The following is a 12,121-nucleotide window of genomic DNA, read 5'->3' as shown; positions in this document are numbered from 1 at the left end:
CGCTGCATTTCGGTCACTTCTTCTGGCCGCTCATCTATCAGAAGAACGATCAGCATACACTCTGGGTGATTGCTGGTAATCGATTGGGCAATGTTTTGCAGCATCATGGTTTTACCGGCTTTTGGCGGCGAAACGATGAGTGCGCGCTGGCCTTTACCGATAGGGGCTGCCAGGTCAATGACTCGCGCTGTAATATCTTCGGTTGAGCCATTACCACGCTCCATACGCATACGTTCGTCTGGGTGGAGTGGAGTAAGGTTTTCAAAGAGAAGTTTGTTGCGAGAGTTTTCGGGGCTGTCGTAGTTGATTTCTGCGACTTTCAGAAGGGCAAAATAGCGTTCACCATCTTTCGGTGGGCGTATTTTGCCGAAAATGGTATCGCCCGTTCGCAGGTTAAAGCGTCTGATTTGGCTTGGGGATACATAGATATCATCAGGACCAGCCAAGTATGAGCCTTCTGCTGAGCGTAGGAAACCGAAGCCGTCGGGAAGAATTTCGAGAACTCCACCACCAAAAATATCTTCGCCGCTTTTCGCGTGATTCTTCAATAGACCGAAGATGATGTCTTGTTTGCGCATACGCGCCATGTGGTCGAGACCAACGGCTTTCGCCATTTCAGACAGCTCTTGAGCTGACTTTTGCTTTAATTCAGTTAGATTCATAGTGTCGAATTGTTGATTGAAACATAGAAACGTCTTGAAACGAGTTCCTGTGAAATAAAATTATTTGGAAAAGATACGGAATTTGCCCCAGGGGCTTAGAGACGCTTTTTTATTAGCTTGCTCAATGTAGCATTAGTTCTGCGGGGTGTCTAGTGTTTTGACCACCACTTAAAAATCACAAAAAAGAGGCCGCAGCCTCTTTTAAGTATCAATTTGACATTATACGTTGCTGTCGATAAATGCCATTAACTGAGATTTTGATAAAGCACCGACTTTAGTTGCTTCTATGTTACCACCCTTGAATAGCATCAGGGTAGGGATACCACGAATACCATATTTTGGAGGCGTTTCGTTGTTTTCATCAATATTAAGCTTGGCAACTTTAACTTTACCCTCATACATCTCAGCTACTTCGTCGAGAATAGGCGCAATCATTTTGCATGGGCCACACCATTCTGCCCAGTAATCGACCAATACTGGCTGATCAGAGTTTAAAACTTCTGCTTCAAAGGTTGCATCAGTCAGATATACAATTTTGTCACTCATCAAATTTCTCCTGCTATTTACTTGCGCTTGGCTCTGTACATACGCACAATGGCACTATTTCAAACAATCGCGCCTGTTAATGCAAGCGCTAATGGTAAAAATTACCTTATGGATACATCGCATCTATCGACCATTAGATTTTCCGATCTAGGACTAGATCCCAAATTGCTCAAGGCCGTTTCTGACCTTGGCTTTGAATATTGCACGCCGATTCAGGCGAAAACCCTGCCTTTATTACTTAAAGGCCAGAATGTTGCCGGTCAGGCACAAACCGGAACCGGTAAAACTATCGCCTTTTTACTGGGCATCATGAACGATATTCTAACATTGCCTGAAATCGAAGGTCGCCGTAAAAATGAACCCCGTTCATTAATTATGGCACCGACTCGCGAGCTGGCAGTGCAGATTGCCAAAGATGCCGTCCAACTGGGCAAATATACCGATCTCAAGATTCGAGTGGTATATGGGGGCGAGGATCATGAAAAACAACGCCAGCAACTGATCGATGGTGTTGATATCCTGATTGGCACCACTGGTCGTCTGATTGATTACTATAAAACCAAGGCCTTTGGCCTGGAAGCTATTGATAGCGTGGTTCTTGACGAAGCCGATCGTATGTTCGATCTGGGCTTTATTAAAGATATTCGTTATTTATTTAATCGCATGCCACCTGCTACTGATCGCCTCAATATGTTGTTCTCAGCCACCCTGTCGCACCGTGTTCAGGAACTGGCTTATGAGCATATGAACAACCCACAGCATGTGCAAATCCAGGCCCAACAGGTCACGGCCAAGAAAATTCGTGAAGCCTTATTCTACCCAAGTCGCGAAGAGGCATTACCATTATTGGTCGGCCTGATGAATCGCCTGCAGCCAGAAAAGGCGATTGTCTTTACTAATACCAAACGCGCTGCCGAGCATGTCTGGGCCTGTTTAGCTGGCAATGATATTAAAGCTGAACTGCTAACCGGCGATGTTCATCAGAAAAAGCGTCTACGCCTTTTGGATGAACTCAAAAACGAAAATGTCAGCGTGCTGGTCTGCACCGACGTTGCCGCACGTGGCTTACACATTGATGGCATTACCCACGTGTTTAATTATCACCTGCCGGATGATGCCGAAGATTATGTGCACCGCATCGGACGTACCGCGCGGGCTGGTGCTGAAGGTGATGCCATCAGCTTTGCCGGCGAAGATTTTGCCATGAATCTAACCGCTATCGAAGAGTATGTTGGTCACCCCTTACCAAAACTGGAAATCAAATCTGAATATCTGGCCAACTTAAAGCCTTCATTACCAATTCAACAGAAGCGACGCCACCCAACACAACGTCGCAGCGGTGGCAAACCTCGCCATCCACGAAACTGATATTCCTTTCAATAATTAATAACCATTAAAAAAGGCTACCTGAGTAGCCTTTTTTAATTCTCAACATCCCAAAACCGTTACTGCTGCGCCAAATTTAAATTCATGGATTTATTGATAAGCACCACGCGCATTTGTGCTTCCTCAATAGTCGCAGGCTCCATTACCATGGTTAAATCTTTCTTCAGATCCAGATCGCGGCCGGTTTCTTGTTCCAGAATGGCTTCCAGTTCCTCGATATCCAGATCGCCATCAAACTTTACAACACGTGTTCCATCATCATCATGCAAACTGCCCTGGGTACCCGGTAAATAGATGGTGCCATTATTAAAGTCCACAGCGAATGCTATAATGCCCGGGATCAAAAACAACAACAGACCTAAACCATCCAATACCGCTATTGAAGGATCGATTCGCCCATCAACCTGCCCCTTCCGTTCAGGGTGCAGAATCGTACCGCAACCCGACGCATTAAATAAAAATACTGCGATTACCAGATAACTGATTAACTTCTTCATCTTGTTCTCCTTATTGTTTGGAAGATCAACACCTTACATCTTGATACTTTTTGTACCCACAAATCAAATGGCATTCAGATTTTTGCGCGAACTAGCTCACAAAATATTATAGGATTTTGATTTATTTTACTTTATTTGTCACTTTTCATTAGGTAGGCTAGTCTTTCCAATGGAGTCGTTAACATAAGGAAATAATTATGAAAAAGGTACTAATACTCTCTCTAGCCGCTTTGGGCCTTAGTGCATGCTCTACGGCTAGCACTAATAATTTTGTATCTGAGCAGGCTGGCGCTGACTCACCTGAACAACAGATTTGCTTTTATACAAAAAAACAAGGTTGGAATATTAAAGAAAAAACGTGCATGTCAAAACAAAAATACCAGACCAGTAGAGTGTCTTTCATGCCCAACAGCAGCCAATCTCAGTCCAGTCGCCCTATTTCGGTTGACGATTTACCACATTCAAGCAAGTAATTATGATTAATTGAGCCAATACAATCATCGGCTCTTACATATTCAGTTACACTTCTTAGGTTTCAGTTAGTTTCTCTGTCTGTTAACTTTTCACAAATTTACCTAAAAAAGGGATAGTCATGTTAAAAAAATTATCATTCTTATCATTAATACTTTTCGTATCAGCTTGTGCAACAAACTCTTCTGTAGCGGATAAAGACGTTGCAGAAACTGGAGAGCAACTTGCTTCTAAAGAAAATAATGACCAACAAATCATTTGTAAACGCACTCAAAAAGTAGGCACTCACTTTAAGACCAAGCAGTGCTGGACTAAAGAAGATTATGAAGATCTACAAGAAAAAAGTAGGCAGGCCATTGAAAATGCTCAAGGCTCCAGTATGACGGGTCCAGAAGGACGTTAAGAGAATCAAAAAGGCTACCTCGGTAGCCTTTTTATTTTTATAACCCTACTGCTTAATTATTGCTTCACTAAAACTGGTGGATGTGCTCTTTACCCAGTCCCGCGCTGATTCCGAATCCGATTCTTCATAAACATATAGATAGATAATCTTTTTTTTCACATGAAGGACATTTAAACCCATGGTAGTCCTAACCACTTCTGAAATTCCTTCCACATTGACATCGGTTCTCATTAAATGCATAGCTGAAAAGCGTTGCCCCTCATTGTAAAAAGTCTCCAATGGCACATTCTCAGAAACTTTGAATGCCATTTCGACCGAGTATTTATCGCTGATCGCTTTTGACCCCTTTTCGGATAGCTCATCTATTTTAGATTGTATTGCACGGGTCATATCATCGTACTGAGTATCCAGATAATTTCTTAACTGAGTGAATTCAGAATCAGTTACCGCCCTGTTTTTAGCCGGTCTATAAGTTTGTACAACGATATAGCGATTATACTGTGGTTCATCCCCTCTAACCTCAGCAGCTATATCACTATTCTGCAATTTAATATCTAATAATTCGTTAGTTGGAGGAACAAAACTGAGCATAATGTCATACATAAAATGACTTTGCCCAATACTCTGGAAGCCTTCGACCTGCGGAAGCTTAATTTCTGTCTCGCCAATTAAGATCGTATCTTCTGCATAAACAACTGAAGCAACAAACAGCAGCAACCCCAGTACTATTTTTTTGATCATTTCCATTTCTCCACGACTTCTTTAATTCTGACTTCTCTGCGGCCAACATGATCTTTGATCTGTTGCGCTAATTCACTCTGCTTCTTTTCTTTATCGGTTTCAATGATGAGTTCTGGCACTTCTGCCGGTACTCGTTGTTCATCAAAGGCCACTAAGGTAAAGTGCGCCGTGGTACTGAGCACATCACCCTCTTCGCCGCCTTTATCGACGAACACATCGGTGCGTACCATCATTGAGGTTCTGCCTACCAACACTACTTTAGCTACCGTTTTAATTCTATCGCCGACAAAAATAGGCTTTTTAAATATCACTCGCTCAACAGATGCCGTTGATACAGTTTTTTCTGCATAACGGATTGCGGCCATTGCAGCTGTTGTATCCATAATTGCAAGCAATTCACCACCAAACATGTTGCCGTATGGATTGCTCTGGTTTGGAAAGACAAAGTTCCATGTTTCAATTTCTTCTGCTTTCTTCTTATTGCGTTCTGCCATAGTGTTTGCCTACTGGTTTAAAAAATTAATCATAGGTTGCCATATTCCTTTAACGATTTCCTGCTTTTTCCTAAATAATCCAAAGTGACCGATGCGTTTCAGTTCTAAATCCTGTGGCAGTATATATTGGGTTATTCGGTGACTGTTAGAGTAATGAGACAAGAGGGCATCTCTTGAGGATTGTGGGGCATACCAGTCGTCTGAAATAGTCAAAGCAAAGATATCCGCTCGAATTTTTTCGTACCCGGACAAGTCCAGACCATGTTTTGCAGTAAATAAATAATCTTCTGACTTTGCCCACTCAACCCATTGCTTAACCGCATGTTTGGGTACCGGAATAGGCCCCAGCATCTTCGAATGGAAAAAGTCCCCTCGCTGGAGCAACATCATTAAGGGCATCGCTAAATACCACATGGCCGCCAGCAGGTATTTTTGCATCCCCATCCAGGCACGCCAGGCGCCGACGCCTGTCGCTGCCAGAATAACCTTGCTAAATTTATCAGAAGAGGGAGCCAAACCCAAAATCTGGCCACCGGCACTATGGCCAAGATAATACAACTCATCAGGCTTATAGTGCTTTTCGACATATTGTATGACACCCTCTAAATCCAGCTGCCCCCAATGCTGCATCAGCATATCACTTGCTGGCATAGTGCCTTCCTTAGACTGACCAATCCCTCTATAGTCAAAGGTAATACAGTTAATACCCTGCTCAGCAAAGTAATTGGCAACATGCTTATAGTACTGATGTGGAACGCCAAACGCCGAGCCAATAATAATCAGCCTACTGGTTGAGTTTTCGGATTCTACTGGATATAAGGTAGCAGATAGCTCAAAGCCATCTTTTGCTGGAATTGTGATTTTTTGATGGGGATAAGACAAACTGATACCCGATAATAGTGACTAAAACTACATAAATACCTGATATCAAAGTGAAAGGCCAGTGGTCTGGCCTTTTTATTTACTGTTGAGCGAAGACTTTTTGCAGCAATTCGGTTGTTCTGGCCAAAGGGTCGCGGCGAATTTTCGCTTCTTCCTCTGCCACCAATAAGAAGAGGCCATCCATGGTTTCGCTCATCACATATTCTTCGATATCAAGGTTAGGTTTTTCGGTAAACGGAATATTGTCGTAGGTGGTCAGCAAGCGACGGTAATCACTGTAAAAGCCGACTTTTTGCATGTTATTGCTAATAATGGGGGCAAACTTCTGCTCCAGTTGACGCTCAGTTTTATTTCTAAAGTATTGTGTCGCCGCATTGTCGCTGCCACGCAAAATACCCCAGGCATCCTGCACCGTCATACCGGATATGGCGCTTAAAAAAACCTGTTTGGCTTCGCCAGAAGCCTGTTCCGCTGCGCGGTTCATCTGTAACTCAAATTTATCCACATAGGAACCGAGACCAATTTGCCTGACCTTGCTGGCAACATCGCTAAACTGCTCCGGCACCATAATCTTAATCAGTGGATTATTGCTAAAACCACCGGTTTTATTGGTTTTGAAAACGGCGTTTTCAGTGCCAACTTCTAAAGCCTGCTTCAGACCAGCCACTACCGTCTGTTCTGATAAAGGCTGGTTGGCACCACCCAGGGTATCCAAGACCCGTTGTACATCCGTGGTTTTACAGGAACTTAAACTTATAGACGCTAGCAATATAATCGTGAGTTTGAATAGTTTGAGCATGATGTATTCCCGAGCTGTTTTTATAGCCCATCATACAAAATGACTTTATAAGGCTCTAGCCCTGAACCAGCCAAATGGTAATTGGTATACAAATTACAGAGAGGAGGGTAGAAACGGCAATGGTGCTATGTGCAACCTGTCGATCAGGCTCGACTGCTTCAACAAAGGGCATCACACTGATCCCGGTTGGGCAGGCGGCAAGAATAACCAGCGATATTAAAACCACCCCATCAAGCTCCATCACCCAGCGCCCAAAACTATAAACCACTAATGGTAACAGGATCAGCTTGATAGCCGTTATCAAGGCCGTTTTTTGTAGTAACGCAGCTTTAATTTTGCCCATCTGTGCCAATGAACTGCCAAGAATAATTAGTGCCAGCGGCAGGGCCGCCTCAGACACCATTTCCAAAGGCGTCATCAGTTGTTTCGGTAACTCAATACCGCTGTAATTAAAAACCAGTCCCAGTAATAAGCCAATAATGACCGGGTTACTGAAGAGGTTCATGCTGGCCTTAAATTTAGATGGGGTGACATTGACCTTGGTTGAAAAGAGGTAAAAAGCACTGAACAGGATCAGGCTGTGCGCTGAAATTACGGCAAGGGTAATGGTCAGTCCTTGCTCACCTGCTACCGATAAAATAACTGGAATGCCCACTAATACGTTATTGGAAAAGGTTGAAGTCAATGCCATGCGGTGGTTCATTAGCAAGGCAACCGCAACGAACACCACCAGTACCGGAATAAAATATGCTACCAGTGTCTGACCAACGTCCTGCAAGCCGCTACGGTAGACACTGACAAACAGAAAGACCGGAACAAAAACCCGGAAAACCAGCTTAGATAGCTCAGGAAAGAAGGCGTCGCTGACATAACCGGACTTGACTAACAAGACACCAATAATCACCACCAGGGCGATGGGAATAATGGCGTCCAGAATGAGCATCTAAAGAGTACCTGTTTATTTAGCTAAATAACGGCAAATATCTTTGGCGAAATAGGTCAGGATCCCATCACAACCGGCGCGCTTGAAGCTCATCATGGCTTCCATCACGATCTGTTCTTCATCCAGCCAACCATTGGCAGAGGCCGCTTTGATCATGGCGTATTCACCGCTGACCTGATAAGCAAAAGTCGGTACTTTAAACTCGTCTTTAACCCGACGAACAATGTCCAGATAAGGCATGCCCGGTTTAACCATTACCATATCGGCACCTTCTTCGATGTCCAGTGCCACTTCATGCAAAGCCTCATCTGAATTGGCCGGATCCATCTGATAAGTTTTCTTGTCCGCCTTACCCAAAGCACCAGCTGAACCAACCGCGTCACGGAAAGGTCCATAAAAGCTGGAAGCATATTTAGCCGCGTAAGACAGTATCATGGTGTTCACATAATCTGACGCTTCCAGCGCCTCGCGAATGGCACCAACACGACCATCCATCATATCCGAAGGAGCAACCACATCGGCACCTGCTACGGCGTGACTTAAGGCCTGCTTAACCAACACCTCTTTGGTGATGTCATTCAGGATATAACCACTATCGTCAACAATACCGTCTTGTCCATGCGAGGTATAAGGGTCTAGCGCTACGTCAGTAATCACACCTAGTTGCGGAAACTTCGCTTTAATGGCTTTTACTGTAGTCTGTACCAACCCATCCGGGTTATAGGCTTCTTCTGCTTCGAGTGATTTTTTCGAAGCGTCAATTACAGGAAACAGGGCAATTGCCGGAATACCCAGATCGACAATCTCCTGGCACTCCACTAATAACAAATCCAAGGTTTTGCGCTCAACGCCAGGCATCGAAGCTACCGACTCTTTTCTATTCTCGCCTTCAAGTACAAACACTGGATAAATTAAATCTTTGGCTGAAATGCTGTTCTCACGCACCAAATCACGACTAAACTCATTCGCTCTTAGGCGGCGTAATCGTCGACTGGGGAAAAATCCGCTATTCATAATTTTCTACCTTATTCTCAACTTATTGGTTGAGCCAATCTTTCGGCTTTAAATAATAGTCTGTCAGCTCAGCTTCTCGACTGCCTGCTTCTGGTTGCCAGTTATAGCACCAGCGAACTTCGCTCGGCAATGACATCAGAATCGACTCGGTTCGACCACCGGTCTGCAAACCAAACAGAGTTCCGCGATCCCAGACCAGATTAAACTCCACATAGCGGCCGCGTCGATAGAGCTGAAAATCCCGCTCTGCTTCAGTGTAAGGTTTGTCTTTGTTTTTTGCCAAAATCGGGCGGTAAGCTTTGATGTAGTGATCGCCCACTGAACGCATGAAGGCAAAGCATTGCTCGAAATCCCAGCCGGTCGTTTCAGCGTTAAGATCATCAAAAAACAGACCACCAATACCGCGGTGCTCATCGCGATGCTTTAGGTAAAAATAGTCATCACACCATTTTTTGTATTTATCATAAACATCTTCACCAAAAGGATCGCAGGCCGCTTTCGCTTGCTGATGCCAGAAGATGCAGTCGTCTTTATTGGCATAATAGGGCGTTAAATCAAAACCACCACCAAACCACCAGATTGGCTCTGCACCTTCTTTTTCTGCAATGAAAAAACGCACATTCATATGTGAAGTCGGAGCATATGGATTCTTCGGGTGGATGACTAACGAAACGCCCATAGCTTTAAAACTACGCCCCGCTAATTCCGGTCGATGTGCGGTAGCCGAGGCGGGCATATTGGTGCCTTCCACATAGGAATAGTTGACGCCGCCCTTTTCAATCACGCCGCCATGTTCCATGACGCGGGTTAAGCCGCCGCCACCCTGTTCCCGTTGCCATTCGTCAACGATAAAGTCTTTTTCACCATCTTCTTCAGCCAACTGCTGGCAAATGTCTCGTTGTAACTCCAGTAAATAACGCTGAACGTTTTCAATATTGATATTTTGCATGTAAGACTCTTAAGCTCTTAGAACTTCTCGGGTTTGCGCATCAATGATGGATGAAGGGCGTGTATGGCCGCCAGTAGGCCCAACAATAATCATATCCACCTCGCCCGCCATCTGGCATCGCACTTCTTCCGCCGTTGTCATTTCAGGCTGACCGGCACGATTGGCACTGGTCGAAACCAAAGCACTGTTTGCTGCATCACACAAGGCCTTAACATAAGGATTCTGGCTCAATCGAATTGCTATCTTGCTATGGTTACCGCGGAGCAAGGGTGACACCTCTGGGCTCACCGGTAACAACCAGGTGACAGGCCTTTTATGCGTTTCATTAAAGCAGTCTATCAGTTTGAGTCCTTCATCGCTGAGATATGGCGTAATCTGATCGACCTTTGACGCCACTAGAATCAGACCTTTCTGCCAGGGGCGACGCTTGATATCGAGAATTCGTTGAATGGCCTTGATGGCCGATGGATGACAACCCAGGCCATAGACTGCCTCGGTTGGATAGGCTATGACACCGCCCTGATGTATGATCTGGGCGGCAACATGCATTTTAAAAGGATTGATATAGGCCAATGTCTGTCCTATCCAGTGATCACTAAAGGATTGATTAACCCTTAAGTTTTTCTTGTAATGCGGCATCTTTTGCCACAACCGCTTCCATATTGGCAACACGGTCATCAGCTACTGCTTTAGCCACTTTATCATCGATCAAAGCAATAATCTGTGCAGCAAGGTATGCAGCGTTTTTCGCCCCCGCTGAGCCAATAGCCACGGTAGCAACTGGAACACCACCAGGCATCATCACCGTTGACAATAAAGCATCATGACCCTGCAATGGACCGGCGTCCATTGGCACACCAATAACCGGCTTAACCGTCAAACCAGCAACAGCACCAGCAAGGTGAGCCGCTAAACCGGCCGCACAGATAAACACTTTGCAGCCACGCTCTTCAGCATCTTTCACGTATGCATGGGTTTGGGCTGGCGTACGGTGCGCAGAGGTGACCTTCATCTCAACCTTAACACCTAATTTTTTCAAAGTGTCATAGGTTTTTTGCATGGTAGGAAGGTCAGAATCCGAACCCATTAATATTGCTACAAAAGCATCAGACATGAGATAAACCTCGAAGTTTGCTGGTCTGGAAATGGAAAACAGTGCGAATTTTACCGATTTGTGCCTGATTTGTGTAGGTTTTTTAGCCAAACATAGCCGAATCTTATTAATCCGACTCAAGCTTGCGTAACTTCAGCTCGTTATTAGTCAGCTTCTCCAGTTTGGCCTTAAGGCTGGCTCTCGACAACTCACCCAGGTGCGCATCAACCAGTTCACCGCGTGCATTGACAAAAATCGTTGTTGGTAAGGCACGACTACCGACCTGATAACCCAGACTGCCAGTACTGTCAGCCATCACATTCTCCAGGCTTAACGCCTCCTGCTGCAAATACTGTTCAATCACTACTGAATGCTCGCCCTGATTAACGAACACAAAACCAATATCACTGTTGTTTTGCTGAGCCTCTTCCAGCACCGGCATTTCACGACGGCAGGGCGGACACCAGGTAGCCCACAGATTGATGACCCGCGGTTTGCCTTGTTCCACCTGATTCAGATCTACAGTTTCGCCATTCATTTGCTTAACCATAATGGTAGGTAATTGCTTAGACGTATCCTCTATGGTGCCTATGGCAAAAGTTGTTACTGTCCAAACCAGAGCACCCGCGGAGAAGCCTTTGATTAAAGCTCGACGCCCCTTTGGTTTTTTCCAGGCAAACCCTGCCAGTGCCAGAGTCCCGACAATCACTGCAGTTACTCCATCAAAACCACTGTCGCGGATATTAATGATCGACCACAAGTCTGCCTGATATTCCGACCAATACTGAACAACGAAGCTAATTCGAGCGGCCAGCATTGCCAGTATAAAGACACCGGCAATACTGCCGTCTACTGAAGTTTTATCTTTTTTCGCTGCAAAGGCACCCACGATAAAGGCAATTGCCAGGCAAACAAGAATTAAAAAACGATCAAAAGGGAGGCTAATGGGGCCAATTGAAAGTGACATCATAGATTTATCAGTAGTTGCTAATGTTGGCGCTATCTTACGCCAACGGAGTATTAATTTTCGTCAACTGCCTGTAAAGATTGAGTAAAACTGGTTTAACTTGGATTAGTTTTTAGACTAAAAGACTTTTAAGTAGTTAACATCTACTTTATTGTGAGTTCACGGCCCATTGCCGCTGTGGTGTAGCCCGAGACTCTAATCAGTCTAGTTGGAAGACCAATTAATGAGGCTCAGATCTACTTTCCAGATTTTCTACCCAGGCAAACTCGGCATC

15 protein-coding genes and 1 pseudogene are annotated in these 12,121 nt (G+C 44.8%); 3 read left to right on the top strand and 13 right to left on the bottom strand.

Features of this window, described 5'->3' with window-relative positions:
* Nucleotides 1-662, bottom strand: a 662-nt coding sequence (rho, locus tag HUJ19_RS02940; protein ID WP_290622197.1) for a transcription termination factor Rho, incomplete at its 3' end; no start/stop codon positions are given.
* A 219-nt stretch (nucleotides 663-881) separates the two neighbouring features.
* Nucleotides 882-1,238, bottom strand: a pseudogene (trxA, locus tag HUJ19_RS02935) (thioredoxin TrxA); the annotation flags it as partial.
* Nucleotides 1,239-1,316: 78 nt separating this feature from the next.
* On the opposite strand from trxA, the gene rhlB reads away from it, so the two are divergent.
* Entirely contained in the window at nucleotides 1,317-2,576 is a 1,260-nt protein-coding gene (gene rhlB, locus HUJ19_RS02930) for an ATP-dependent RNA helicase RhlB (RefSeq protein WP_367273956.1), read from the top strand.
* A 77-nt stretch (nucleotides 2,577-2,653) separates the two neighbouring features.
* Here the strand turns inward: rhlB and HUJ19_RS02925 are convergent, their stop codons facing one another.
* Nucleotides 2,654-3,091, bottom strand: coding sequence for a hypothetical protein (locus HUJ19_RS02925; protein ID WP_290622195.1), 438 nt, complete (start codon nucleotides 3,089-3,091; stop codon nucleotides 2,654-2,656).
* A 197-nt stretch (nucleotides 3,092-3,288) separates the two neighbouring features.
* Between HUJ19_RS02925 and HUJ19_RS02920 the strand changes: the two genes are divergently transcribed.
* Nucleotides 3,289-3,564, top strand: a complete 276-nt coding sequence (locus HUJ19_RS02920) for a hypothetical protein (protein WP_290622194.1) — start codon at nucleotides 3,289-3,291, stop codon at nucleotides 3,562-3,564.
* 119 nt (nucleotides 3,565-3,683) lie between these two features.
* Nucleotides 3,684-3,965 (top strand): hypothetical protein, encoded by a 282-nt coding sequence (locus HUJ19_RS02915; RefSeq protein WP_290622193.1) that lies wholly within the window; start codon nucleotides 3,684-3,686, stop codon nucleotides 3,963-3,965.
* A gap of 45 nt (nucleotides 3,966-4,010) precedes the next feature.
* Here the strand turns inward: HUJ19_RS02915 and HUJ19_RS02910 are convergent, their stop codons facing one another.
* The 10 genes from HUJ19_RS02910 to HUJ19_RS02865 form a co-directional block, all read right to left on the bottom strand.
* The gene (locus HUJ19_RS02910) at nucleotides 4,011-4,712 is read right to left on the bottom strand and encodes a hypothetical protein (protein ID WP_290622192.1); all 702 of its coding nucleotides are present in this window, start codon (nucleotides 4,710-4,712) and stop codon (nucleotides 4,011-4,013) included.
* Nucleotides 4,703-5,200 carry a hotdog domain-containing protein gene (locus HUJ19_RS02905; protein WP_290622191.1) on the bottom strand — a complete coding sequence of 166 codons (498 nt, stop codon included), beginning with the start codon at nucleotides 5,198-5,200 and terminating at the stop codon, nucleotides 4,703-4,705. The genes HUJ19_RS02910 and HUJ19_RS02905 overlap by 10 nt, the downstream gene beginning before the upstream one ends.
* 9 nt (nucleotides 5,201-5,209) lie before the next feature.
* Nucleotides 5,210-6,082 carry an alpha/beta fold hydrolase gene (locus HUJ19_RS02900; protein ID WP_290622190.1) on the bottom strand — a complete coding sequence of 291 codons (873 nt, stop codon included), beginning with the start codon at nucleotides 6,080-6,082 and terminating at the stop codon, nucleotides 5,210-5,212.
* Between the two features lie 79 nt (nucleotides 6,083-6,161).
* A complete protein-coding gene (locus HUJ19_RS02895; RefSeq protein WP_290622189.1) occupies nucleotides 6,162-6,881 on the bottom strand; it encodes a DUF4197 domain-containing protein in 720 nt (239 codons plus the stop codon).
* Between the two features lie 55 nt (nucleotides 6,882-6,936).
* Complete coding sequence (locus HUJ19_RS02890; RefSeq protein ID WP_290622188.1) at nucleotides 6,937-7,824, bottom strand: AEC family transporter; 888 nt, start codon at nucleotides 7,822-7,824, stop codon at nucleotides 6,937-6,939.
* Between the two features lie 15 nt (nucleotides 7,825-7,839).
* Nucleotides 7,840-8,838 (bottom strand): porphobilinogen synthase, encoded by a 999-nt coding sequence (hemB, locus tag HUJ19_RS02885; RefSeq protein ID WP_290622187.1) that lies wholly within the window; start codon nucleotides 8,836-8,838, stop codon nucleotides 7,840-7,842.
* Between the two features lie 22 nt (nucleotides 8,839-8,860).
* Nucleotides 8,861-9,787, bottom strand: coding sequence for an oxygen-dependent coproporphyrinogen oxidase (gene hemF / locus HUJ19_RS02880; protein WP_290622186.1), 927 nt, complete (start codon nucleotides 9,785-9,787; stop codon nucleotides 8,861-8,863).
* 9 nt (nucleotides 9,788-9,796) lie between these two features.
* Nucleotides 9,797-10,465, bottom strand: coding sequence for a Sua5/YciO/YrdC/YwlC family protein (locus tag HUJ19_RS02875; RefSeq protein WP_290622185.1), 669 nt, complete (start codon nucleotides 10,463-10,465; stop codon nucleotides 9,797-9,799).
* The gene (gene purE / locus HUJ19_RS02870) at nucleotides 10,395-10,901 is read right to left on the bottom strand and encodes a 5-(carboxyamino)imidazole ribonucleotide mutase (RefSeq protein WP_290622184.1); all 507 of its coding nucleotides are present in this window, start codon (nucleotides 10,899-10,901) and stop codon (nucleotides 10,395-10,397) included. Before purE ends, HUJ19_RS02875 begins: the two co-directional genes overlap by 71 nt.
* A 106-nt stretch (nucleotides 10,902-11,007) precedes the next feature.
* Complete coding sequence (locus HUJ19_RS02865; RefSeq protein WP_290622183.1) at nucleotides 11,008-11,850, bottom strand: TlpA disulfide reductase family protein; 843 nt, start codon at nucleotides 11,848-11,850, stop codon at nucleotides 11,008-11,010.
* Nucleotides 11,851-12,121: the final 271 nt, after the last annotated feature.

The sequence above is a fragment of the Kangiella sp. genome, from assembly GCF_014762745.1.
GTDB lineage: Bacteria > Pseudomonadota > Gammaproteobacteria > Enterobacterales > Kangiellaceae > Kangiella.
Note: the sequence above shows the minus strand (reverse complement) of the source record. Positions and strands in the feature narration are given on the sequence as shown.